Below are 22,961 nucleotides of genomic sequence, written 5' to 3' on the forward strand. Positions count from 1 at the left end.
GCTCCCGCTGGGCCTGTCGGGCGGCGCGCGACCGTGAGGGGATGAGCGCGCACGTGAGCGGCGAGGATCCGATTGCGCTGGCCGCCGAGCAGGCGGCGTTGCGGCGGGTCGCGACGCTGGTCGCGCGCGCGGCGGCGCCGGAAGAGGTGTTCGCGGCGATCACCGAGGAGGTCGGGCGGCTGCTTCCGGTCGACTTCGCCGACATGAGCCGCTGCGAGCCCGACGGCGCGGTGACCTTCGTCGCCGCCTGGGGCAGCACCGCCGCCATCTTCCCTGTCGGGAGCCGGTGGATCCTCGACGGCAACAACCTCTGCTCGATCGTCGCTCGGACCGGTCGTCCCGCGCGGATCGAGAGCTATGCCGACGCCTCCGGCCCGATCGATGTCGCCGTCCGCGAGCGGGGCGTTCGCTCGGCCGTCGGGACGCCGATCATGGTCGAGGGCCGCCTGTGGGGCGTGATGGCCGCCGGCTCGCGCGGGGAGGAACCCATGCCCGCGGACACCGAGGCGCGCCTGACCCAGTTCACAGAGCTCCTGGCGACGGCGGTCGCGAACGCCGAGAGCCGCGCCAGGCTGGCCCGACTGGCCGAAGAGCAGGCGGCGTTGCGGCGGGTGGCGACGCTGATCGCGCATGCTGCGCCGTACGAGGAGCTCTTCGACGCCGTCTCCCAGGAGGTCGGCACGCTGTTCGGCGCAGACCTCGCGGGCATGTCCCGCTACGAGGACGACGGCACGATGACGATCCTGCCGCCCTGGAGCGCCGTCGACGGTCATCTGGACGCGCCGGGTCGCGTGTCGCTCGAGGGCGCCACGCTGCCGAGGATCATCCGCGAGACGGGCCGGCCGGCACGCGAGGACGCGTGGGACGGGGTTGCCGGCAAGGTCGCCCGTGATGAGCTGGGCGTCCGCTCCGCCGTGGGCAGCCCGATCGTCGTCGATGGCCGGGTGTGGGGCGTGCTGCTCGTCTCCTCGACGCAGAGCGCGCATCTGCCCGGAGACACGGAGTCGCGGCTGGAGGGCTTCACGGAGCTCGTCGCCACGGCGATCGCCAACGCCCAGGCGCGGGCTCACGTGCAGCGGCTCGTCGACGAGCAGGCGGCGCTGCGGCGCGTGGCGACGCTCGTGGCGCAAGACGTCCCGTCGAGGGAGCTGTTCGGCGCCGTCGCGCGAGAAGTCGGCACGCTGCTCGGCGCCGACTTCTCCGGCATGATCCGCTACGAGGACGACGCCACCGTCAGCACGGTGGCGACCTGGGCCGCGGTGGGCGAGCACCCTCCCGTTCCCGATCGCTGGCCCACCGGGCCCGGCGACCCCACGAGGATGGTCGCGGAGACGCGCCAGGCCGCGCGCGTCGAGGACTGGGCGGCTGTCCCGGGACCGATTGCCGCGGTCATCCGCGAGGAGCTCGGGGTGAGCTCCTCGGTCGGCTGCCCGATCGTGGTCGACGGTCGGTTGTGGGGTGCGCTCGCCGTCCACTCGACGCAGCGCGAGCCCCTGCCCCCCGACACCGAGGCGCGCGCTGCCCAGTTCGCCGACCTGGTCGCCACGGCCATCGCCAACGCCGAGGCGCGCACCGAGGTGACGCGGCTGGCCCACGAGCAGGCGGCTCTGCGGCGCGTCGCGACGCTCGTCGCGCGCGAGGCGTCCCAAGCGGAGGTCTTCACCGCGATCGCGGAGGAGATCGGGCAGATGCTCAGCACGGAGGAGATCCGGATGCTGCGCTACGACGAGGACCGCAGCAGCGCACGCGTGGTGGCCAGCTGGGGTGATGACGCCAAGAACGTCCTCCCGATCGGCGCTCGCGTTCCCCTGGACGGACAGACGGCCGCCTCGCAGGTGTTCCAGACCGGGCGCCCGGTGCGGATCGACGACTACGTGAGCGTGACCCACCCGGTCGCAGACACCGTACGCTCGATCGGCATTCGCACCGTGGCGGCGGCTCCCATCCACGTGGAAGGCCGGCTCTGGGGCGCCATGGTCACCGGGACGGCTCAGGCCGAGGCGCTGCCGCCGCAGACCGAGCACCGCCTCGGCCAGTTCACCGCGCTCATGGCCACCGCGATCGGCAACACCGAGTCACACGCCAAAGCCGAACGGCTCGCGGACGAGCAGGCCGCGCTGAGGCGGGTGGCGACGCTGGTCGCCGAGGGCGCCTCGCCGACCGCCGTCTTCGACGCCGTCGCCGCGGAGATGGAGCGGCTGCTGGAGGCCGACCAGGTCGTGCTGAGCCGCTACGAGCCCGGCGACGAGGTCGTCCTTCTCGCCCACCGCGGACCGAACCCGAAGCGACTGCCGCCCGGCACGCGGGTGCGCCCAGACGACGGGAGCGTGTCGGCGACGGTGCGGCGCACCAAGCGGCCCGCCCGGATGGACGCGCACCAAGGGCGCCACGGCGCCGTTGCTCGACTGATCGACACCAAGGGTCTGCGCGCGGCCGTCGGCGCGCCCATCACCGTGGACGGCCGGCTCTGGGGCGTCGCCGTCGCGACCTGGAACGGCGAGGAGCCACCGCCGGCCGACACCGAGCAGCGGATGGCGCAGTTCGCCGAGCTGCTCGACACCGCGATCGCCAACGCCGACAGCCGTGACCAGCTCACCGCCTCGCGGACGCGTCTGCTCACCGCGGGGGACGAGGCCCGCCGCCGCGTGGTGCGCGACCTGCACGACGGCGCACAGCAGCGACTGGTGCACACCATCGTGACGCTGAAGCTCGCGCAGCGAGCGCTCCAAGAGCGCGACGCAACGGCGGAGTCGCTCGTCGGCGAGGCGCTCGAGCAGGCCCAGCAGGGCAACGTCGAGCTGCGCGAGCTGGCCCACGGAATCCTTCCCGCGGTCCTCACCGGCGGCGGTCTCCGGGCCGGCGTCGACGCGATGGTGGCGCGGCTCGGCCTACCGGTTCAGGTGCGGGTTCCGGGCGAGCGGCTCCCGGCGGAGATCGAGGCGAGCGCGTACTTCATCGTGGCCGAGGCCCTGACGAACGTCGTCAAGCACGCCCAAGCCCACCGCGCCGAGGTCAGAGCGTCGGTGGACGATGGAGTGCTCCACGTCGCGGTTCGCGACGACGGCATCGGAGCTGCCGACCCCGACGGTCACGGTCTGGTGGCGATGGCCGACCGCGTGACCGCCCTGGGCGGGCGACTCGACATCCAGAGTCCCGCCGGCGGCGGCACGCTCCTGGCCGCGACGCTGCCGCTGTGATCCCGTCCGCAATCCCGAACGCCGAGGAGCTCGGCCGCTTCGCGATCGGGTTCGACGAGCGCGACCGCCGTCGGCTGCATGCCCTCTGGGACGAGATCCTGGACTCGCAGCGCTGGGCCGAAGGCGTGCTCATCGAGCGGTTCGAGAACCTGTGGGGACAGCGGCACGGCACTGGCGCGGTCGCGTTCGGCAGCTGGACGGGCGGCGCGCTGGCCGCCCTGCGCTTCGCCGGCGTCGGGCCGGGCGACGTCGTCATCTGCCCGTCCAACACGTTCATGGCGACGCCGCTGGCGGCCGTGCACCTCGGTGCCGAGGTCGCCTTCGTCGACTGTGGCCGCGACGACCTGTGCGCCACCCTGGCCGAATTCGAGCGCGCCATCGCCGAGCATCGGCCGCGCGCGGCGTTCTTGGTGCACATCGGCGGGCACCTGGCGTTCGAGACGGAGGCGATCGCCGAGCTGTGCCGGGCCGAGGGCGTCTTCCTGATCGAGGACTGCGCGCACGCGCACGGCGCCAGCCTCCGCGGGCGCCAGCCGGGCACGTTCGGCGACGCGGGCGTGTACTCGTTCTACGCCACCAAGACGATCTCCACCGGCGAAGGCGGGATGCTCGTCTCGTCGCGTCCAGACCTGCTCGAGTACGCCCGCGCGTTTCGCAACTACGGCAAGCCCGATCACGCTGTCGGCGGCCTGAACTTCCGGATGAGCGAGTTCACCGCAGCGCTCGGAATCGTCCAGGCCGAGCGCTTGGACGAGATCGTCGCGTTCAAGAACCGCGCCGCCCGCGCGGTTCTGGACGGACTTCACCCGGCTCGCCTCCAGCTGCCCGAGGGCATGGTGTCGGGCCTGTACAAGTACATCGTCTTCGACGCGATCGAGCGCTCCACCGGCCGGGTCTACGACGAGCCGTGCCATCGGCTGATGGGCCACCCGATCGACCTGCCGGTCACCGACTGGGTGGCCGAGCACCACTGGTGCGTCCCGCTGTACTACCGCCCGCCCACCCTTCCGGCCTGACCGGCGCCGTGCGCAGTCCGGCGGCGGCGATGGCGTCGAGCACGGCGGGCAGAGCGGCGACGGTCGTGCGCCAGGAGCCGGGCGCGCTGTAGTCGTCGGCGTCGTGGAGCAGCAGCACATCGCCGGCGCCCAGGTCGCGAGTGACCTCGGCGGCGACGCCGGCGGGCGTGGCCCGAGCGCGCCAGTCGCGCCCCCATCGCGACCACAGCAGAGGGACCCACCCGCGGCGCCGGACCTCGGCGATCGCCGAGCGCGTGTAGGCGCCGTAGGGCGCGCGATGGGCCGGGACCGTGTCGTCTCCGAGCGTGTCCGTGAGGCGGTCGAGGTCCTCGCGCAGTGCGCGGGCCGGCAGACGCAGGAGCGTGCGGTGGCGATCACCGTGCAGGGCGACGGCGTGGCCCGCCGCCCGGATCTCGTCGATCAGCGCGCCGGTCCGACGCACCTGCTCGCCGACGACGAAGAACGTCGCCGCGACCCGGTGCTCGCGCAGGATCTCAAGGACCGCCGGCGTGCCATCCGTGTGCGGTCCGTCGTCGAAGGTGAGCGCCACCGCACCGGGCAGGTCGAGCCGTCGTGGGAGCCCTAGCCCTCGGGCGACGGACGGGATGTGCGGAGCCAGCGCGGGTGCGACTCGCCCTGCGGCGGCGCCGAGCGTCCCGAGCGTGAGTGCCGTCCGTGCCCGCATTCGGGCCGATGGTCCCACGGCTGCCGGCAGGACCGCCATCCTGTACGCCAGATGGCCAACGGGACCGAGCTCGCGGGCCTCGCCGCCGCGGTCGCCGCGGCGAGCTGCTTCGACGGCGCGGTCCTCCTCCAGGCTCGCGCGGCACGCACCGTCGACGATGTCCATGGACTACGCCCGTCGCTCCTGCGCGAGCTCGCCAAGCGCCCGCGCTGGCTCGCCGGCACCGCGCTGGCCGTGCTCGGCTGGCCGCTGCAGCTCTTGGCGTTCGCGCTGGCGCCGGTGGCGATCGTGCAGCCGGCGCTCGCGGCCGGCCTGGTCCTGCTGCTCGCCGGTGGGGCGCGGCTGCTGGGCGAGCGCGTCGGGCCGCGCTCGTGGGCTGCCGCCGGCGCCGTCATCCTGGGCATCGTCCTGCTCGGCGCGGCCTCCCCCGCCCACACCGCAGGCCAGCCGTCGGTCGCGGCGGCCTTGGCGTGCGCCGCGGTCCTCGGCGTCATCGTCGCCCTCCCGTTGGCGCGCGCCCGCGCGCGGGCCGGTGCCTGGTCGCTCATCGCGTCCGCCGGCGCCGCGTTTGCGCTCACCGCGCTCACCGGCAAGCTGCTGACCGTCGAGCTGGCCGCGGGCCGACCGCTCGCGGCGCTTGCCTGGGCCGCAGCCACCGCTCTGTGCGCCGGCGCGGGATTCCTCGTGGACATGTCCGCCCTGCAGCGCTTCGACGCCACGCGCGTGGCGCCGCCGATGTTCGTCATCGAGACGGTCGTCCCCGTGGCCCTGGCACCGCTGCTCTTCGGGGAGCGCTGGAGCACCGCCACCGGGGGACCGGCCGTCGTGGTCGCCGGGCTGCTGCTCACCCTCGCAGGCGGCGCCGTCCTGGGATCGAGCCGGACGGTGGCCGTCATCGCCTCAGGTGCCCGCGACGAGATCGAGCACGACGTCCGCGGCGCTGGGCAGCGTGCCGTAGGACGTGTCCGGAATCCTCGGTGAGGCGAGTGCCCGCCGGATCGCCACGGTGAGCTCCGAAGGTCGCGTGACGACCTCGGCGAGGCCGAAGCGGCGGTAGGCCTCGTTGTTGAGGCGGATGTGTCCGACGCCCCACCCGTAGGAGATGACTCGCGCGCCGCGCACGAGCGCCTCGAGCACGGTCAGTCCAGCGGTCGAGTGCACCAGCACGTCGGTGGCGGCCAGCACCTCCGGCATCCGCTCGGTGAAGCCCAGGACTCGCACGCGGTCACCCCCGCCGTGGTCCCGCTCCAGCGTCTGCCGCAGCTCGTCGTGGTGTCCACACAACGCCACCACCTTGACGGCCGGGTCCGTCGCGAGCGCGGCGTCGATCGCGCCGCGCAGATCGCCCACGCCCCAGCCGCCTCCCGAGACGGTGACCACGAGATCCCGGAGCTGCAGTCCCAGCGCAGCACGGGCCGCGGGCTCGTCGGCCGGCTCGTCGAACCCGGCGTCGCTGAGACCTCGGACGTGCGCGACGCCGGCGCCCGGCCCAGCGATCTGGCGGACCTCCTGCGCCGACTCAGCGTGGATGACCAGATGCAGGTCGCACCCCGGGTGGGCCCAGTAGGACAGCGCGGCCAGGTCGGTGACCGCCGACACCAGCGGCACGTTCAGCGTTCCTCGCCGGCGCTCGACGGCGAGCACCTGATTCGCCGGCGGATAGGTGCAGACGACGACGTCGGGCGCAGAGTCCCGCACCGTCCGCAGCAGCCCCCGCCTGCCCAGCAGCGATGCGAGGCGCTGCGCGAGTCGGCGGCTCAGCGGCCAGCGGGCCACGAGGCAGTACTGGAGATCGAACAGCCACGGCAACCGGCGCAGGACGAACTCCGAGCCGTCGCGGACCAGCGCCCGCACCACGGGGCCGGCCGCAGCCATCGAGTCGACGATCTCCACCCGGGCGCCGGGGCGGCGGACGAGGATCCCGTCGCGGAGCGCCTGCGCGGGCGCATCGTGGCCCGCGCCGATGTCGGCGCTGAAGATGAGAACGTGCACGGGATCTACAGCCTCCCACTGCCGCCGAGAGGGCACATCCGAGGCTCTCGAGGTCGGCGTTGCGGCGCCTTGGTGGCTCGACGGGCTACCCGGTCGGTGCCGGGCGTGTCGTGCCGCCCTGCCGAGCTCGGAGCACCAGGTCAGCGAGGCTGATGCTCAGCGCGCCACCGGCCAACCCCAGCAGGATCAGCGACGGCTCGGGGGCACCCAGCTCGGCCGCTTCCCGCGGGCCGGGCAGCACCACCAACGCGGTGACGCCGGCCGCGAGGATCCAACCGACGAACATCACGGCCGGTCCGAGACGGGACTTGGCCAGCGGTGACGCGGCGAGATAGGCCGCGAGCGCGCCGAAGCTGAGGAGGCCGACCGTGCTCTCGTCGTGACTGCTGAGGCCGATCGCGTGCACCGCGGCGAGGTAGCCGGCGAGGAGGCCCAGCACGGCGAACGCGGCAACGAAGGAGACGGCGTCGGCGACCAGCGACCGTCGCGAGCGCGACGCGGCGCGTGGTGCGGCGGACGTCGGAGCGAGGCGCTCATGGTCGGTGTGCCATTGGGCGTAACGCCGCACTCCTTCGACGAAGGGTGTGGCCGCGCGCCAACCGAGCTCCTCGGCCGCCCGGGCACCGGAGACCTGGGCGCCCTCGTAGTCGGCAGGCCGCGCCGAGGTGTGCACGACTTCCACATCGCCGACGAGGTCGCGAACCGCATCGGCGATCCCGCGGACGCTGACGTTCTCATCTCCGACCAAGTTGTACGTGCGCCCGGCGGCCTGTGGAGCCAGCGCGCGGACGACACCTCGAGCGAGATCCTCGACGAACACGAACTGGCGCGACTGGTGCCCCTCGCCCGCGATGGTGAGGGCCTCGCCCGCCAGCGCCTTGCGGATGAAGATCGGGATCACGCCGGCCGGTCGGGCCCGCGGGCCATACGGGATGCCGAAGCGCAGGATCGTGCACGGCAGGCCATACAGGGCGGAATAGGACTGGCAGTACATCTCACCGGCCAGCTTCGTCGCCGTATACAGGTGCTCGGGCAGGCCGACGCTCGTGTCCTCGTCGACGGCGCCCGTGGCCCCGGCATAGACCCAGATGGTGCTGGCGTAGATGACGCGCCGCACGCCTGCGCGCCTGGCCGCTTCGAGGACGTTGACGGTGCCGGTCGCGTTGACGGCCGCCGCGGCCACCGGGTCCTCCACGACCTCGTCGACGTTCGCAGCGGCCGCGAGGTGCATGACCGCGTCGCAGCCGCGCGTCGCCGACTCGAGCGCGTCGAAGTCACGAAGGTCTCCGAGCCGCTGATCGACGGTGGCCGGCGCGTGGTAGGGCGACGAACGCACGTCGAACACCCGAGGGATCAACCCCTCGGCGCGGAGCTGATCAACCACATGCGAGCCGATGAAGCCGGCGCCACCCGTGACCAGGATCCGCATCGTGCCATCGTCTCATTTGTCAGAGCTTCACGCACAGGTCCTGCGCAGGAGCGGAAACGCAGACCTCGCGGGAGTCGATCGCCCGCCCGGCCAGGACCTGGCCTACCCTCGTGTCATGTCTCCGCGCATCCTCGTGGTGGACGACGACCCGTCGGTGCTGCGCATGCTGGCACGCTCGCTGGGCGCCGAGGGGCACGAGGTCGAGGCCGCAGCCGACGGAGGCGCGGCCCTCGCGGCGGTCGAGCGACGGGCGCCCGACGCGGTGGTCCTCGATGTCGCCATGCCCGACATGGATGGCCTGGCGGTCTGCCGCCGGCTGCGCGACCGCGGCCTCACCGCCCCCGTGGTGCTGCTGACCGCGCGCGACACGATCGCCGACCGGGTCGCGGGGCTCGAGGCCGGCGCCGACGACTACCTCGTCAAGCCGTTCGCGGTCGAGGAGCTCCTCGCGCGGCTCGCCGCGATCGAGCGCCGGGGCCGCCGGCGCTCGACCGCGCTGGCCGCCGGCTCGCTGTGGCTCGACCCGCTGGCGCGCGAGGTTCGGCGCGACGGTCGCGCGATCGCCCTCACCGGGCGCGAGAGCGAGCTGCTCGAGCTGCTGCTTCGCAACGCCCGGAGCGTGGTGACGCGCGAGCACGCCATCGACGAGGTGTGGGGGTCGGCCGTCGACAACGTCGTCGACCGGACCGTGATGAGCCTGCGGCGCAAGCTCGGTCCGCCGGAGCTGATCCGCACCGTCCGCGGCACCGGCTTCGTGCTCGAGCCGTGACGCGCCTGCCGCTTCGGCTGCGCGTCGCCGTGGCCGCCGGGATCGGCCTCCTGGTCGCGGTCGCCGCCCTCGGCGCGGCCGCCCGGTACATCGTCGGCCACGAGCTGCATGCCGCGCAGGACCGGGCGCTGCGCGGGCGGGCCGCCGACGTGGCGCGGCTCAGCGCGTCGGCTCCGGCCCTGCTGACCAGCCCCGGCGCGCTCGACGCGCCCAACGGCGGTGAGGATCTCCTCGTCGAGGTGCTCGACCGCCACGGGCGGATCGTCGCGCGCTCGGCGGCGCTCGGCGGCCGTCTGCTGTCGGAGACCGCCGTGCCCACGGCGATCCGCGACGGCCGGACCTCCTACGGCAGCGCCGCCCTGTCGGGCGAGCCGCTGCGCCTGTTCGCGGCGCCGCTGCCCGACACCGGGGGCATGGCCGCCGGCGGCGCGGTGCTCGTGGCCTCGACCACCCGCGAGATCGACCGCACGGTCGACCGCGTGCAGACGCTCATCCTGCTGTGCGCCATCGCGGCGGCCGCGATCGGCGGCGCGCTCGCCGCGCTGCTCACGCAGCGGGGACTCGCGCCGGTGCGCCGGCTCGCGGACGCTGCCGCGGCCATCGAGCACACCGGCGATCCGTCACGCCGCCTGCCCGCCGACGGCGGCGGTGAGCTGGGTGCCCTCACCCGGACGTTGAACGCGATGCTCAGCTCGCTGGCACAGGCCCGCAGCGCCGAGCGACGTCTGCTCGCCGACGCCTCGCACGAGCTGCGAACCCCGATCATGGCGCTGCGGGGCAACGTCGACTACGTCGCTCGCCACGGCGCCGACCCGGAGGCGATGGCCGACCTCCGCGCCGACGTCGACCGCCTGGGGCGCCTGGTCGACGACCTGCTCGTCCTCGAGCGCCCGGCGCCGGCGATCCCCGAGCGCGTCCCCGTGGCCCTCGATCGCGTCGCGCGCGAGGCGGCGGCCGCTGCGACCGTGCCGGTCACGGTCACGGCACACGAGCCGGTGTGGGTGACGGGCGAGGAGGCGGCGCTGCGCCGCGCGGTGGAGAACATGGTGGCCAACGCCGCCGTCCACGGCGCACCGCCGGTGACGGTCGCCGTCCGCCGGGAGGGCGACCGCGCTCGTCTTTCGGTCAGCGACGGCGGGTCGGGGTTGAGCGCCCACCAGGCCGCCGTGGCGTTCGACCGCTTCTGGCGCGCGCCGGCGGCCCGTGGTCGCGCCGGATCCGGGCTGGGCCTGGCGATCGTCCGCGCGACGGCGCGTGCCCACGGCGGCGACGTGGAGGTCGCCGGCGCCACGTTCACCATCGACCTCCCGATCGGGCCATCCGATGGGGAATCGTCAGAGACCCGTCAGAGGAGCCGCGTAGCGTCACGGACACCTCGTTGACCTCCTGATTCGCCATGCTCCGACGCCTTCCCACCTCCCGCCTGCTCGCCCTCATCGCGGTCGTGATCGTCGCGCTCAGCGGCGCCACCGCCATCGCCATGGCCGCGCTGAGCGGCTCCGGCCCGACGCCGCCGGCCAAGCCGCTGGACGTCGCGCTCCACGACGCCGTCACCGCCCCAGCAGTCGACGGCATCACCGCCCGGATCACCTTCACCAACCGGCTCATCGACAAATCGAGCATCGGCGGCTCCAGCCCGCTGCTGTCCGGCGCCACGGGCCGGCTCTGGGCCGCCGGCGACGGGCGGCTCCGGCTCGAGCTGCAGTCCGCCGGCGGCGACGCGCAGATCACCAGCGACGGCAAGACCGTCACGGTCATCGACGCCACGCAGAACCAGGCCTACAAGATCGCCCTGCCCGCCGACGCCGGCCCCTCCAACGGCCACGCCGACACGCCCCCCACGCTGGCGCGCATCGACGACCTGCTCAAGCAACTGGGCGGCGACGCCGACGTGTCGGGCGCCCGCCCGTCCAACGTGGCCGGGCGCGAGGCCTACACCGTGCGCATCTCGCCCAAGCACGACGGCGGCCTGATCGGTGCCGGCGAGCTGGCCTGGGACGCCGCCAACGGCACCCCGTTGCGCGCCGCCGTCTACGCCGCCGGCGACCCGACGCCGGTCCTGCAGATCGAGGCGACGAACATCTCGTTCGGCAAGGTCGCCGACGCCGACCTCAGCGCGCCGATCCCCTCCGGCACCAAGATCACCAACATCGACCTCGGAAGCCGAGGCGACACCGGTCACGACGGGTCAGGCGCCCCCACGGGCAACGACCCCAAGTCGGTCGCCGCGCAGGTACCCTTCACGCTCAGCGCTCCTGATAGCCTGGTCGGACTCCCGCGCAAGAGCGTCCGGGCGATCAGCCAGGGCGACAGCAAGGGCGCGCTGGTGACCTACGGCGCCGGGCTCGGCGGCATCGCGGTCCTCGAGCAGCCCGCCGACTCCAAGAGCGCCGGCGCGCCGGCCAAGGGCGGCGATCACGGGCTCCAGCTGCCCAAGGTCTCGATCAACGGGACCGACGGCCAGGAGCTCGCCACCGCGCTGGGCACCGTCGTGCGCTTCTCGCGCGGCGGCGTGCAGTACACGATCATCGGGTCGGTTCCCCCAGCGGCCGCCGAGGCGGCGGCGCGGGCGCTGTAGGCGCATGGCGGCGCCGCCCGTCGAGGCCCGTGGCGTGGTCAAGCGCTACGGCGACGTCACCGCCGTCGACCACGTCGACCTGACCGTCGAGGCCGGCGACGTCTACGGCTACCTCGGGCCCAACGGCGCCGGCAAGACCACCGTCCTGCGGATGCTGCTCGGGCTCATCACGCCGACGGCCGGCGAGGTCCGGCTCTTCGGCGCCAACCCGCTGGAGCACGGCGCCGCCGCACTCGACGGCGTCGCCGGGTTCGTCGAGGCCCCGGGCTTCTACCCGTACATGACGGGCCGCAAGAACCTCGAGATGCTCGCCGCGCTGGACGGCGGCGGCGCCGCGGCACGCATCGACGAGGCGCTGGAGATCGTCGAGCTCACCGACCGCCAGCGCCACCGCGTCGGCGGCTACTCACACGGCATGCGCCAGCGACTCGGCGTCGCCGCCGCGCTGCTGCGCGACCCCAAGCTGCTGGTGCTCGACGAGCCCGCCACGGGCTTGGATCCGGCCGGCATGCGCGACATGCGGACGCTCGTGGCGCGCCTCTCGCTGGCCGGCACGACCGTGCTGCTCTCCAGCCACCTGCTGGCCGAGGTGGAGGAGCTCTGCAACCGGGTGGCCATCGTGCGCACCGGGCGCGTCGTCTTCGAGGGCGCGCTGGCCGACCTCAAGCGGACCGCCGGCGGCGAATGGCGCCTGCGCACGACCGACGACGACCGCGCGCTGACGGTGCTCCACGCGCGGCGCGGCATCGACGGCGTCCGCCGTGATCCCCTCGAGCTCCGCTTCGAGGCCACCGAGGAGGCGGCCGCCGAGCTGTCGGTCGCCCTCGTGGAGGCCGGCCTGGCCATCCGCGCGCTCGCGCCGCACGCCGCCACGCTCGAGGACCTCTTCTTCCGCCTCACCGAGGGAGAGCCGGACACGGTGCCCGCCTCCGCGACCGACACCGCCTGATGGTGGCGCTGCGCACCGTCTACCGCTGGGAGCTGCGCAAGCTCGCTGCGCAGAAGCGCACGTACCTCGGGCTCGGCGCCGCGATCATCGTGCCGATCATCTTCGTCGTAGCACTCGCGCTGCAGTCAGGCCAGCCCGAGGACGTGCTCTTCGGCCGCTACGTCCGTCAATCGGGGCTGGCGATCCCGCCGGTCATCCTCATCTTCGGCTCCTACTGGCTGTTTCCGCTCATCACGGCGCTCGTAGCGGGCGACATCGTCGCCGCCGAGGACCACAACGGCACGCTGAAGACGATCCTCACGCGCTCGGTCGGCCGCGGCCGGATCTTCGCCGCCAAGGCTCTCGCAGCGTTGACCTACGCGGCGCTCGCTCTGCTCGCGATGGGCCTGACGGCCGTGGTCGGCGGCGTGGCCAAGTCCGGATTCCACCCGCTCGTCACGCTCTCGGGCACCACGGTCAGCGGCAGCCGCGCCCTCCTGCTGATCGGCGCGAGCCTGCTCGTCTACCTCCTCCCCCTCTTCGCCGTGGCGTCGATCGCGCTGCTGCTCTCGACCGTCACCCGGAACTCCGCGGCCGCGGTCGTCGGCGCGCTGATGGTCAGCCTGCTCCTGCAGCTCATCGTCATCATCCCCGGCCTCGGCAGCCTGCAGCCCTACCTCCTGCCCACGCAGTTCAACGCCTGGCAGGGCCTCCTCCGCACCCCGGCCGACTACGCGCCGATCCTCCGCGCGATCTGGGTCTGCGCCCTGTACGCGCTGCCGTGCCTCGGCGCCTCCTACCTGGTCTTCCTACGGCGCGACGTCGCCGGCGGCTGACCGGCCGACCCTCGATAGAGCTCGGCACATGTCCCCCTCCCAAGCGGGGCGACGAACGGAGATCCGCGGATGCTCGGCGCTTCCTCTTGACTTCGCCGGGCGGACCAAACGTAGACTCGATGGCCAGAGGCTTCGCGTGCCACCCCATTCCCTGACCGATCTGGCTGGCCTGAGGGTCAGTGCCGAGGATTTGCTCGCCGCCATGAGCGAGACGGCCGCGCAGCCGGCCTGGGTCGTGGATCCCGACGACGTGATCCGGTTCGCCAACCCCGCCGCGATCACGGCGCTCGGCTACGACCGCGCGGACGAGCTGCTCGGGCGCCACCGCCACGAGACGATCCACTACCAGCACCCGGACGGGACGCCCTATCAGGCCGCGGAGTGCCCGATGAAGCTCCCGCGAACCACCGGCCAGACGGTCGCGCGAGACTTGGACTGGTTCTTCCGGCGCGACGGCTCGAAGCTTCCCGTCTCCTACATTTCGGTGCCGATCACGATGCCGGAGGGCCGCGGGGCCGTCGTGGCCTTCGCCGACATCGAGGACCGCTTGCGCGCCGAGCAGATGCTGCCCGGGCGCGATGCGGTGCTGGGAGCACGCGAGGACTCGCTGCGGCGGATCGCCACGCTGGTCGCCGGTGGGGCGGCGTCGGCCGACGTCTTCGCCGCGATCGCCAGGGAGGTCGGGCACGTCGTCGGCCTGCCGCTGGTGCTGGTGTGGCGCTTTGACCCGGGGAAGACGACAGCCACGGTGATCGGAGTCTGGAGCGAGGATCCGCATCCGTGGCAGGCTGGGACCCGCTGGCCGCTCGACGGACCGGGGCTCGCGGTCCAGATGCTGAAGACCGGTCGCCCTGCGAGGATCGACGACTACAGCGAGCTCCCCGGCACGATCGCCGGGGCCAGCCGCCAATCCCGGCTCCGGGGTTCCGCCGGCGCCCCGATCATCGTCGACGGCGACATCTGGGGCTGGATGGCGGCCGCCACCAGTCGTGCCCCGCTCCCCGAGCACATGGAGGATCGGCTCGCCGAGTTCACCGAGCTCGTCGCGACGGCGATCTCGGGCATCGAGAGCCGCGATCAGCTCGCCCGGCTGGCGGACGAGCAGGCCGCGCTGCGGCGTGTGGCGACGCTGGTCGCGCGCGGAGCGCCGCCGGAGGACGTGTTCGCGGCGGTCGCGAACGAGGTCGGACTCCTGCTTTCGGTCGAGTTGGCGAACGTGGGCCGCTACGAGTCCGACGACACGTTCACGTTCGTCGCGAGCGCAAGGGAGCTTTTTCCCGTTGGCAGCCGGTGGCCCCTTGGCGGGCAGAAGAACCTCGCCACGCTCGTGTTGGAGACGGGCGGGCCGGCCCGGCTGGACAACTATGCCGATGCCAGCGGCCCGCTCGCTGAGGGCATCCGCGAGGCGGGCATCCGCTCGGCGGTCGGGACGCCGATCCTCGTCGAGGGCCGCCTCTGGGGGCTGATAACCGCCGGCTCCAGCCAGGAGCAACCCCTGCCGCCGGACACCGAGGCGCGCCTCGCCTCGTTCACGGAGCTCGTCGCGACGGCGATCGCCAATGCTGAAGCGCGCATGGAGGTGGCGGCGTCGCGGGCACGGGTCGTGGCGGCGGCCGACGAGGAGCGCCGTCGGGTGGTTCGCGATCTGCACGACGGCGCGCAGCAGCGGCTGGTCCACACGGTCGTCACGCTCAAGCTCGCACACCGCGCCGTGCAGAACGGGGAGCAGGACGTCCCCGCCCTGCTGACCGAGGCGCTGGACAACGCCGAGCAGGCGACGGCCGAGCTGCGCGAGCTCGCGCACGGCCTCCTGCCGACGGTCCTCACCCGGGGCGGCCTGCGCGCGGGCGTGGACGCGCTGGCTTCGCGGATGCCTGTGCCGATCGAGATCGACGTGCCCGTGGGCCGGCTGCCCGCCGCGGTCGAGGCCACCGCGTACTTCGTCGTCGCCGAGGCGCTCACCAACGTGGCCAAACACTCTCGCGCCGCACACGCCGAGGTGATGGTTCGCATCGAGCACGGCACGCTCGCCATCCACGTCCACGACGACGGCATCGGAGGCGCCAAGCGCGGCGGCGGCAGTGGCCTCATCGGACTGACCGACCGGCTCGCGGTCCTCGACGGACAGCTCCGGGTCGAGAGCCCGGCCGACGGCGGCACGCTCGTCGCCGCAGACATCCCCCTCCCGGGCTAGCGGTTAGAGCCCGGATCGAGCGGGCAGGTCGAGGTCGACAGGTCAAGGCGCGGTGCCTGAGTGAGTGGCCCCAGGTGGCGCCGCGAAGGAGAAGAGACATGGCCGCCACCGCTGCCCCGCCGCCCCTGGAGACCAGCTTCGACGACGACCCACGCGTGGTCAAGGAGGCCGCGACGGAGGACTACTCGCTCCACGTGGTCCCGCGAACCTGGCGGATGGATCGCTTCCGGCTCACGATGGCCTGGTACGCCGTCGCGACCGCGTTCTTCTACATGTACTTCGCGGCGTTCGTCGCCCTCGCCTACGGGACGCTGAACGCGATCGTCGGCATCGTCCTCACCGTCGTCACCTACACGCTCGTCAACGCCGTGATCCTGCGCGTCGCATCGACGAGCGGGCTCACCGTGGCGCTCTTCTCGCGCAGCATGTTCGGGTTCGTCGGGGCGGCGATCGCGACCCTCATCTTCGCCGCCACCGCGATGTACTACCTCGTGTTCGAGGGCTCCGTCGTGGCGGTCGCGGCGCAGACGCTGATCGGCGGCCCGATCAAGCTGTGGTACGCGGTCGTGATCCTGGGCACCGCCCCACTCGTCTGGCGCGGGGTGCGGACCTGGCTGGATCGCCTGAACGGCTTCCTGTTGCCGTTCTACACCGTGGCGCTGGTGGGGGTGGTCATCTGGGCGCTGTCGAGCAAGGGCTACCACGGCTTCCTGCCGGACGCGAAGGCCCCGCCCGGGACGACCCTCCCCTGGCTGCAGGCGTTCACCGCCTACATGGGCGTCTGGATCCTGATGATGTTCACCATGGACTTCGCCCGGCTGGGGCGGAAGACCGACGACGCCTACCACACCCTGGTCACGTTCGGGTGGCTGTACTACCTGATCACCTTCCTGGTCAACGGGCTGGTGGGCATCCTGCTCGTGTCGACCTTCGGCATCAGCCTCGAGGAGCTGGCCGGGCGGGAGAGCGCGCTGCCGGTGTCGATCGTGAACCTGACGGGTGTGCTCGGGCTGGCGCTCATCGCGATCACCCAGACGCGCATCAACACGGTGAACCTCTATCTGGCGTCGACGAACTTCGAGAGCTTCTTCTCGCGCATCTTCAACATCAGGCTGCGGCGGACCTTCTGGGTGGTGTTCACCGTCGCCGCCGGCTACCTGCTGATGCTCACCAACGTCTTCAGCTGGGTGCTCGACGCGCTGAGCTACCAGGGGATCGCGATCGTCGCGTGGGTCGGCGTCGCGCTGGCGCACGTCAACTACCTGCGCGGCCATCGCCTGAGGCTCGAGGGCCTGGAGTTCCGGCCCGGGCGCATCCCGGCGTTCAACCCGGGCGGCATCGCCGCGTGGGTCCTGGCCACCGCCACAGGCGTGATCCTCAAGGTCAGCGACACGACCACCAGCCAGTTCTGGGAGACCTGGGGTCTGCCGCTGGTCTTCGTCATCGCCTTCGGCGTCTACACCGCCGCGGCGAAGGCGGCGCGGCCCTCCTGGTTCTCGATGGCGCGCCCGCACGACCCCATGACCGAGGTCGAGGACCCGTGGGAGACCCGGATCCGCTGCCACAGCTGCGACAGGTTCTACCTGGCGCGCGAGATGGACCGCGATCCGGCCGGCGACCATCGCGCGATCTGCGCGGCCTGTGCCACCGGCCCGCAGTTCTACGCGGCGGCGCGGCGCGAGTCGCATGAGCTGCGGCGACCGGTGCCGCCGCGCATGCCGGCCGGGCACGGTACCGGGTGGCGGGACTGACGATGGCGGGTGAGAAGAACGCAAGCCCGACGCCGTCGCGAGAAGGCGCGACGGGGCCCGTCACGATGCTCGACATCAACGTCGACATGGGCGAGAGCTTCGGCCGCTGGAAGCTCGGCGACGACGAGGGGCTGATGCCGTACGTCACGTCAGCCAGCATCGCCTGCGGCTTCCACGCCGGCGACCCGGCGACGATGCGCGCCACCGTGCACGCCGCCGTGCAGCACGACGTGCAGATCGGCGCGCACGTGGGCCTTCCGGACCTGCTGGGCTTCGGCCGCCGTCACATGGCGGTCGCCGCCGCCGACCTGCGCGACTACGCCGTCTACCAGATCGGCGCGCTCAAGGCCTTCGTCGAGGCCGAGGGTGGGCGCCTGGGGCACGTCAAGCCGCACGGCGCCCTCTACGCGATGTGCTCGGCGGACCCCGAGCTTGCCGCGGCCGTCGCCGAGGCGACCGCCGAGGTGGACCGCGACCTGCTGCTGCTCCTGCTCAGCACGGAGGTCGCCGCCGCGGTCGAGGCTCACGGGGTGCGGCTCGTCACCGAGGCGTTCCCCGACCTCGACTACGGGCCCGACGGCACGCTGGTGCTCGAGCCCGTCAAGCGCGCGTGGGACCCCGACCGGGTCGCCGCGCGCGCCGTCCGGCTCGTCCAAGAGCACGTCATCGACACCCAGGACGGCGGCCGGGTGGAGGTGCGGGCGCCGACGATCTGCCTGCACGGCGACGCGCCGAACGCCACCGAAGTGGCGAGCATCGTGCGCCGGCGCCTCGAGCAGGAGGGCGTCGAGGTCGCTCCACTGCAGCGCGTGCTCGAGCACGGGCTCTCCACCGACGCGGGGCGGCCATGAGCATCGGGGCGACGGCGATCATCGAGCGCCACGAGGCCGAACGTGGCCATCCCGCGGTCACCTACCGGCACGCCGGTGACCGCGCGGTGCTCGTGGAGTTCGGCGAGATGGAGTTCGACCTGACCTTGAACTTCTTCGTGCTCGCCTTCGACACGGCGCTGCGCGACCACCCGGTCGACGGGCTGGTCGAGACGGCGCCGGGGTTCCGGTCGATGCTCGCGACCTATGACCCGCGGGAGACGTCGGCGCACGACCTCGTCGACGACATCGCGAGGGTCCAGGCGGCGCTGCCGGAGGAGCGCGACATCGAGATCCCGAGCCGCCTGATCCGGCTCCCGATCGCCTTCGACGACTCGCAGACGCGCGCGGCCGTGGAGCGCTACGTCCACACGATTCGCGCCGACGCCCCCAACTGCGACGGCAACAACAACATCGACTACATCGTCCGCTACAACGGCTTTGCGGATCGCGAGGCGTTCTTCGACGCGGTGCTGGCGACCGAGCACTGGACCGGCTTCATCGGCTTCTTCCCGGGCCTGCCGTTCATGTTTCCGCTCGACCCCCGCTACGTGCCGATCGTGCCGAAGTACAACCCCACCCGTACCTGGACGCCGGAGGGCGCGGTCGCCCTCGGCGGCCCGTGCCAGGCGATCTACCCGGTGGAATCCGCCGGCGGGTATCAGCTCTACGGCCGCAGCCTGCCGGTCTACGACCTGCAGGGCCGCAACGCCGCCTTCCGCGACAACCCGCTGCTGCTTCGCCCTGGCGACCGCGTGCGCTTCCACCGCGTCGAGGAGCAGGAGCTGTTGGCGCTGTTCGACGACGTGCGAGCAGATCGCTACGTGTACGAGTTCGACGACCAGCCGCTGGACGTCGGCGCGTATCGCGAATCGCTCGAGCGCCACCGCGACGAGGCCGAGCAGTGGCGCCGCTCGCGCGACGAGGCGGCCGCGAGGACGCCCCTCCCATGACGGAGGCGGCGAGGGCCACCAGAGGACAGCAGCCGGGGATCGAGATCGTCGAGCCGGGCCTCCAGGCGACCGTGCAGGAGCACCCCGGACGGACCGGCATGTTGGGGCAGGGCTTCTTCCCGTCGGGCGCCATGGACTCCCTCGCCATGCGCGCCGCCAACATCCTGGCGGGCAACGCGCAGAACGCGGCGGGGATCGAGGTGACGCTCGGCAACTTCGCGATGCGGGTGGTGCATCGCGACAGCGTCGTCGCCGTCTGCGGCGCCGATGCGGAGGTCACCGTCGACGGCGAGCCGCTCCCCACATGGCAGAGCCGTCGCATGCCCGCCGGCTCCGAGCTGCGGATCGCGATCTCCACCGGACCGGGCTTCCGCCTGTATGTCGCCGTCGGCGGCGGCATCGACGTCCCGCCGGTGTTCGGCTCGCGCGCCACCTACACGATGGGGGCGCTCGGCGGCTACGAGGGGCGCCCGCTCGCGAAGGGCGATCGCCTGGCACTCGGGCCGGATGGCGGCGGCCCGAGCCCGCGACGCTGGAGGCCGGACGTGCGCCCCGACTACGCGCGCGAGTGGGAGATCGAGGCCATGCGTGGTCCGCAGGCCGCGCCCGACTTCCTCACGGACGGCGACATGGAGACGTTCTTCACGCGCGCGTGGGCGGTCGACCGCAACTCCGACCGCACCGGCGTGCGGCTCGCGTCGCAGCGCTTCGAGTTCGCCCGGTCCAGTGGCGGCGTGGCGGGGGGCCACCCCTCCAACATCCTCGACAACCCGTACCCGGTGGGCGGGGTCAACATCAACGGCGACATGCCGGTCATCCTCGGACCGGACGGCCCGACGGCGGGCGGCTTCATCGTCGCGGCGACGATCGTGCAGGCCGGGCTGTGGAAGCTCGGCCAGCTGCGCCCGATCGGAGACCGCGTGCGCTTCCGGGAGGTGAGCGCGGAAGAGGCCGTCGAGCTCGATGCGCAGCTCGACGCGCTCCTGAGTGAAAACAGCTTGGAGGACGCGTAGCGGTAGCGCACGTCCCGGATCGGAGGGCCGATGGCCGAGAAGACAATCAAGTCGCCGCTGCCGGGCACGTTCTGGCGCCGCCCGAACCCCACGTCGGATCCGTTCGTGGCCGAGGGCGAGGCCGTGGAGCCCGGGAAGGTCGTCGGTCTCGTGGAGATCATGAAGAGCTTCCACGAGGTGCGCGCCGAGGACAGCGGCGTGGTCGAGCGCTTCCTCGTCGACAGCGAGGACACGGTCGAGGCGGGCCAGGACGTCGTCGTCCTGACCGACTAAGAGGAAGGGGGCGACTGCGATGCAGAAGATCCTCGTCGCCAACCGGGCCGAGGTGGCCCTGCGCATCATCCGCGCCTGCCGGGAGCTCGGGCTCGACACCGTGGCGGTCTACTCGACGGCCGACGCGACGGCGCGGCACGTGCGCGTCGCAGACGAGGCGGTGTGCGTCGGCAAGCCCGCCGCCCGCGACAGCTACCTCAACATCGGCGCGCTGATCGACGCGGCCCGCCGCACCGGCGCCGAGGCCGTCCACCCCGGCTACGGCTTCCTGGCCGAGAACGCGGCGTTCGCGCGTGCGTGCGAGGAGGCCGGGCTGATCTGGGTGGGGCCGAGCCCCGCGGCGATCGACCAGATGGGCGACAAGGCGGTCGCCCGGGAGCTGGCGCGCTCCGCCGGCGTCCCCGTCGTGCCCGGCACGGCGGGCACGTTGACGTTGAAGGAGGCGCTGCGGACCGCCGAGGACGTCGGCTATCCGGTGATGGTCAAGGCGGTGGCCGGGGGCGGCGGGCGCGGGATCCGCGTCGCCGACGATCCCGAGGAGCTGCGCAGTTGCGTCGTGGCCGCCGCGCGCGAGGCGGAGGCCGCGTTCGGCGACGACTCGCTGTATCTCGAGAAGCTCGTCGTCAACCCGCGCCATGTGGAGGTGCAGGTGCTCGGCGACGGGCAGGGCGGCGCCATCCACCTCTACGAGCGCGAGTGCTCGCTGCAGCGTCGCCGCCAGAAGCTGCTCGAGGAGAGCCCCGCGCCGAACCTCGACCCGCAGACGCGTGCGGCGATGTGCTCGGCCGGCGCGCGGCTGGCCGCGGCGGTCGACTACGCAAGCGCGGGCACCGTGGAGTTCATCGTCGACGCCTCCGGCGACTTCCACTTCATCGAGATGAACACCCGCATCCAGGTGGAGCACCCGGTCACCGAGATGGTCACCGGCATCGACCTCGTCAAGGAGCAGCTGCGGATCGCTGCCGGCGAGCCGTTCGACGTGCTGCAGGACGACGTCGCGCCGCGCGGGTGGGCGATCGAGTTCCGGCTCAACGCCGAGGACCCCGCCGCCGGCTTCCTCCCCTCACCCGGGGAGATCACGGCACTGGAGCTGCCGGGCGGTCCGGGCGTCCGGATCGACACGGCCATCTACGCCGGCTACCACGTGCCGCCGTTCTACGACTCGCTGATCGCGAAGCTCATCGTGTGGGGACGCGACCGCGACGAGGCCATCGCCCGCGGCCGGCGCGCGCTCAGCGAGTTCCGGATCGACGGGATCAAGACGACGATCCCGTTCCACCTGCGCGTGCTCGGCGAGCCCAGCTTCCTGGCCGGCGAATACCACACCGACTCGGTCGCCGAGCTCGCCCTGGCGTGATCGCCGTGGCCGAGCCGAGCGGCGTCAGCCCGGGCCGGCGCTCCTACCCCGTGAGCTCGGCGATGCGGGCGCGCAGGTCAGCCGCGCGCTGACGGGTCGCCTGGAACTCCGGATGGTCTCCGACCGTGCATCCGTGACCCATCGCGTAGGCGTACTCCCACGAGTGCACCAGCTCCTTGAGCTCGTCTCGCAGCGGCTGAACGTCGGGCAACATGGCCTCGAAAGTCAACACCGCTCGCCCACCGCCCGCGCCCGCCATCGGGTCAGTGTCCGACTGGCACTGTGTCCAGCCCTCCGGGCTCGACGGTGGGTGCCGCCCGGCGTACATTCGGGTCAGCGAGAGGACGGGAGAAATGGTGGTCGGCATGTGCGCAGGACCCCTCAGCCGCGAAGCGCGGCGCCGGGTCTGGCGCACTCGGAGGACGGCCGCCGCACCCTGCCAGGGCGGTCCTCGGACCGCTCACGCCCACGGCCTCGCCGTCTGCCCGGGCGAGGCCGCCGCAGCAGCGCCATCGCCGCTGCAGGGCGCCGCGGGCGACATCACCGCACGATCGGAGTGGTCAGCATGGCCGACAACAGAGGCGTCGCCTACATGGGACCCGGCAAGGTCGAAGTCCAGGACACGCCCTTCCCGACCTTCGAGCTGCAGGACGGGCCGGGCGTTCACCCCGACAACGTGGGCCGCGAGTGCCACCACGGGGTGATCCTGCGGATCGTCTCGACGAACATCTGCGGCAGCGACCAGCACATGGTGCGCGGGCGCACCACCGCCCCCGAGGGACTGATCCTCGGGCACGAGATCACGGGCGAGATCATCGAGAAGGGCCGCGACGTCGAGTTCCTCGAGGAAGGGGACCTCGTCTCGGTGCCGTTCAACATCGCCTGCGGGCGCTGCCGCAACTGCAAGGAGCGGCGGACCGGCATCTGCCTGAACACCAACCCCGAGCGTCCGGGCGCGGCGTACGGCTACGTCGACATGGGCGGCTGGCCGGGCGGCCAGGCGGATTACGCGATGGTGCCGTACGCCGACTGGAACCTGCTGGTGTTCCCCGACAAGGACCAGGCGATGGAGAAGATCCTCGACCTGGCGATGTTGGCAGACATCTTCCCCACCGGGTACC

General features: G+C 72.7%; 20 protein-coding genes. 16 read left to right on the forward strand and 4 right to left on the reverse strand.

Annotation, left to right across the window (positions count from 1 at the left end):
* The first annotated feature begins 41 nt into the window (after nucleotides 1-41).
* Together VK501_RS20600 and VK501_RS20605 are read left to right on the forward strand one after the other, a co-directional pair.
* Nucleotides 42-3,197: a GAF domain-containing protein gene (locus tag VK501_RS20600; RefSeq protein ID WP_324340721.1), complete on the forward strand. Its 3,156-nt coding sequence runs from the start codon at nucleotides 42-44 to the stop codon at nucleotides 3,195-3,197.
* Nucleotides 3,194-4,213, forward strand: a complete 1,020-nt coding sequence (locus VK501_RS20605; RefSeq protein WP_324340723.1) for a DegT/DnrJ/EryC1/StrS family aminotransferase — start codon at nucleotides 3,194-3,196, stop codon at nucleotides 4,211-4,213. The genes VK501_RS20600 and VK501_RS20605 overlap by 4 nt, the downstream gene beginning before the upstream one ends.
* Here the strand turns inward: VK501_RS20605 and VK501_RS20610 are convergent.
* Complete coding sequence (locus VK501_RS20610) at nucleotides 4,143-4,898, reverse strand: polysaccharide deacetylase family protein (protein WP_324340724.1); 756 nt, start codon at nucleotides 4,896-4,898, stop codon at nucleotides 4,143-4,145. The genes VK501_RS20605 and VK501_RS20610 overlap by 71 nt on opposite strands.
* A 51-nt stretch (nucleotides 4,899-4,949) precedes the next feature.
* Between VK501_RS20610 and VK501_RS20615 the strand changes: the two genes are divergently transcribed.
* Entirely contained in the window at nucleotides 4,950-5,879 is a 930-nt protein-coding gene (locus VK501_RS20615) for a hypothetical protein (RefSeq protein ID WP_324340726.1), read from the forward strand.
* On the opposite strand, the gene VK501_RS20620 is transcribed toward VK501_RS20615, so the two are convergent.
* Nucleotides 5,799-6,890: an MGDG synthase family glycosyltransferase gene (locus VK501_RS20620; protein WP_324340727.1), complete on the reverse strand. Its 1,092-nt coding sequence runs from the start codon at nucleotides 6,888-6,890 to the stop codon at nucleotides 5,799-5,801. The two genes, VK501_RS20615 and VK501_RS20620, sit on opposite strands and share 81 nt — an antisense overlap.
* 85 nt (nucleotides 6,891-6,975) lie before the next feature.
* A complete protein-coding gene (locus VK501_RS20625) occupies nucleotides 6,976-8,319 on the reverse strand; it encodes an NAD-dependent epimerase/dehydratase family protein (RefSeq protein ID WP_324340728.1) in 1,344 nt (447 codons plus the stop codon).
* A 115-nt stretch (nucleotides 8,320-8,434) separates the two neighbouring features.
* Between VK501_RS20625 and VK501_RS20630 the strand changes: the two genes are divergently transcribed.
* The 12 genes from VK501_RS20630 (at nucleotide 8,435) to accC (ending at nucleotide 21,840) form a co-directional block, all read left to right on the forward strand.
* Nucleotides 8,435-9,088 (forward strand): response regulator transcription factor, encoded by a 654-nt coding sequence (locus VK501_RS20630; RefSeq protein WP_324340730.1) that lies wholly within the window; start codon nucleotides 8,435-8,437, stop codon nucleotides 9,086-9,088.
* A complete protein-coding gene (locus VK501_RS20635; protein ID WP_324340732.1) occupies nucleotides 9,085-10,470 on the forward strand; it encodes a HAMP domain-containing sensor histidine kinase in 1,386 nt (461 codons plus the stop codon). Before VK501_RS20630 ends, VK501_RS20635 begins: the two co-directional genes overlap by 4 nt.
* A gap of 14 nt (nucleotides 10,471-10,484) precedes the next feature.
* On the forward strand, nucleotides 10,485-11,666 hold the full coding sequence (locus tag VK501_RS20640) for a hypothetical protein (RefSeq protein ID WP_324340734.1): 1,182 nt from the start codon (nucleotides 10,485-10,487) through the stop codon (nucleotides 11,664-11,666).
* A gap of 4 nt (nucleotides 11,667-11,670) precedes the next feature.
* Nucleotides 11,671-12,615, forward strand: coding sequence for an ABC transporter ATP-binding protein (locus VK501_RS20645; protein ID WP_324340736.1), 945 nt, complete (start codon nucleotides 11,671-11,673; stop codon nucleotides 12,613-12,615).
* A 2-nt stretch (nucleotides 12,616-12,617) separates the two neighbouring features.
* Nucleotides 12,618-13,430, forward strand: a complete 813-nt coding sequence (locus tag VK501_RS20650; RefSeq protein ID WP_324340738.1) for an ABC transporter permease — start codon at nucleotides 12,618-12,620, stop codon at nucleotides 13,428-13,430.
* A gap of 28 nt (nucleotides 13,431-13,458) precedes the next feature.
* Nucleotides 13,459-15,624, forward strand: coding sequence for a GAF domain-containing protein (locus tag VK501_RS20655; RefSeq protein ID WP_324340739.1), 2,166 nt, complete (start codon nucleotides 13,459-13,461; stop codon nucleotides 15,622-15,624).
* Nucleotides 15,625-15,722: 98 nt separating this feature from the next.
* Nucleotides 15,723-17,375, forward strand: coding sequence for a purine-cytosine permease family protein (locus VK501_RS20660; protein WP_324340740.1), 1,653 nt, complete (start codon nucleotides 15,723-15,725; stop codon nucleotides 17,373-17,375).
* Between the two features lie 2 nt (nucleotides 17,376-17,377).
* On the forward strand, nucleotides 17,378-18,226 hold the full coding sequence (locus VK501_RS20665) for a 5-oxoprolinase subunit PxpA (protein ID WP_324340742.1): 849 nt from the start codon (nucleotides 17,378-17,380) through the stop codon (nucleotides 18,224-18,226).
* Nucleotides 18,223-19,197, forward strand: a complete 975-nt coding sequence (locus VK501_RS20670) for a carboxyltransferase domain-containing protein (protein ID WP_324340744.1) — start codon at nucleotides 18,223-18,225, stop codon at nucleotides 19,195-19,197. Before VK501_RS20665 ends, VK501_RS20670 begins: the two co-directional genes overlap by 4 nt.
* Nucleotides 19,194-20,210 carry a biotin-dependent carboxyltransferase family protein gene (locus tag VK501_RS20675; protein ID WP_324340746.1) on the forward strand — a complete coding sequence of 339 codons (1,017 nt, stop codon included), beginning with the start codon at nucleotides 19,194-19,196 and terminating at the stop codon, nucleotides 20,208-20,210. The genes VK501_RS20670 and VK501_RS20675 overlap by 4 nt, the downstream gene beginning before the upstream one ends.
* Nucleotides 20,211-20,240: 30 nt before the next feature.
* Nucleotides 20,241-20,483, forward strand: coding sequence for an acetyl-CoA carboxylase (locus tag VK501_RS20680; RefSeq protein WP_324340748.1), 243 nt, complete (start codon nucleotides 20,241-20,243; stop codon nucleotides 20,481-20,483).
* Nucleotides 20,484-20,502: 19 nt separating this feature from the next.
* On the forward strand, nucleotides 20,503-21,840 hold the full coding sequence (accC, locus tag VK501_RS20685) for an acetyl-CoA carboxylase biotin carboxylase subunit (RefSeq protein WP_324340750.1): 1,338 nt from the start codon (nucleotides 20,503-20,505) through the stop codon (nucleotides 21,838-21,840).
* A 43-nt stretch (nucleotides 21,841-21,883) separates the two neighbouring features.
* On the opposite strand, the gene VK501_RS20690 is transcribed toward accC, so the two are convergent.
* On the reverse strand, nucleotides 21,884-22,054 hold the full coding sequence (locus VK501_RS20690) for a hypothetical protein (RefSeq protein WP_324340752.1): 171 nt from the start codon (nucleotides 22,052-22,054) through the stop codon (nucleotides 21,884-21,886).
* Between the two features lie 351 nt (nucleotides 22,055-22,405).
* On the opposite strand from VK501_RS20690, the gene VK501_RS20695 reads away from it, so the two are divergent.
* On the forward strand, nucleotides 22,406-22,961 hold a 556-nt coding region (locus VK501_RS20695), incomplete at its 3' end, for an alcohol dehydrogenase catalytic domain-containing protein (protein ID WP_324340754.1).

It is taken from the genome of Baekduia sp., assembly GCF_035318805.1.
Taxonomy (GTDB): domain Bacteria; phylum Actinomycetota; class Thermoleophilia; order Solirubrobacterales; family Solirubrobacteraceae; genus Baekduia.

Bases quoted from the DNA above. Each gene is read 5' to 3' on its own strand.
- VK501_RS20600 (WP_324340721.1), top strand. From the start codon at position 42: ATGAGCGCGCACGTGAGCGGCGAGGATCCGATTGCGCTGGCCGCCGAG.
- VK501_RS20610 (WP_324340724.1), bottom strand. From the start codon at position 4,898: ATGCGGGCACGGACGGCACTCACGCTCGGGACGCTCGGCGCCGCCGCA.
- VK501_RS20615 (WP_324340726.1), top strand. From the start codon at position 4,950: ATGGCCAACGGGACCGAGCTCGCGGGCCTCGCCGCCGCGGTCGCCGCG.
- VK501_RS20625 (WP_324340728.1), bottom strand. From the start codon at position 8,319: ATGCGGATCCTGGTCACGGGTGGCGCCGGCTTCATCGGCTCGCATGTG.
- VK501_RS20630 (WP_324340730.1), top strand. From the start codon at position 8,435: ATGTCTCCGCGCATCCTCGTGGTGGACGACGACCCGTCGGTGCTGCGC.
- VK501_RS20640 (WP_324340734.1), top strand. From the start codon at position 10,485: ATGCTCCGACGCCTTCCCACCTCCCGCCTGCTCGCCCTCATCGCGGTC.
- VK501_RS20645 (WP_324340736.1), top strand. From the start codon at position 11,671: ATGGCGGCGCCGCCCGTCGAGGCCCGTGGCGTGGTCAAGCGCTACGGC.
- VK501_RS20655 (WP_324340739.1), top strand. From the start codon at position 13,459: ATGTCCCCCTCCCAAGCGGGGCGACGAACGGAGATCCGCGGATGCTCG.
- VK501_RS20660 (WP_324340740.1), top strand. From the start codon at position 15,723: ATGGCCGCCACCGCTGCCCCGCCGCCCCTGGAGACCAGCTTCGACGAC.
- VK501_RS20665 (WP_324340742.1), top strand. From the start codon at position 17,378: ATGGCGGGTGAGAAGAACGCAAGCCCGACGCCGTCGCGAGAAGGCGCG.
- VK501_RS20670 (WP_324340744.1), top strand. From the start codon at position 18,223: ATGAGCATCGGGGCGACGGCGATCATCGAGCGCCACGAGGCCGAACGT.
- VK501_RS20675 (WP_324340746.1), top strand. From the start codon at position 19,194: ATGACGGAGGCGGCGAGGGCCACCAGAGGACAGCAGCCGGGGATCGAG.
- VK501_RS20680 (WP_324340748.1), top strand. From the start codon at position 20,241: ATGGCCGAGAAGACAATCAAGTCGCCGCTGCCGGGCACGTTCTGGCGC.
- accC (WP_324340750.1), top strand. From the start codon at position 20,503: ATGCAGAAGATCCTCGTCGCCAACCGGGCCGAGGTGGCCCTGCGCATC.
- VK501_RS20690 (WP_324340752.1), bottom strand. From the start codon at position 22,054: ATGTTGCCCGACGTTCAGCCGCTGCGAGACGAGCTCAAGGAGCTGGTG.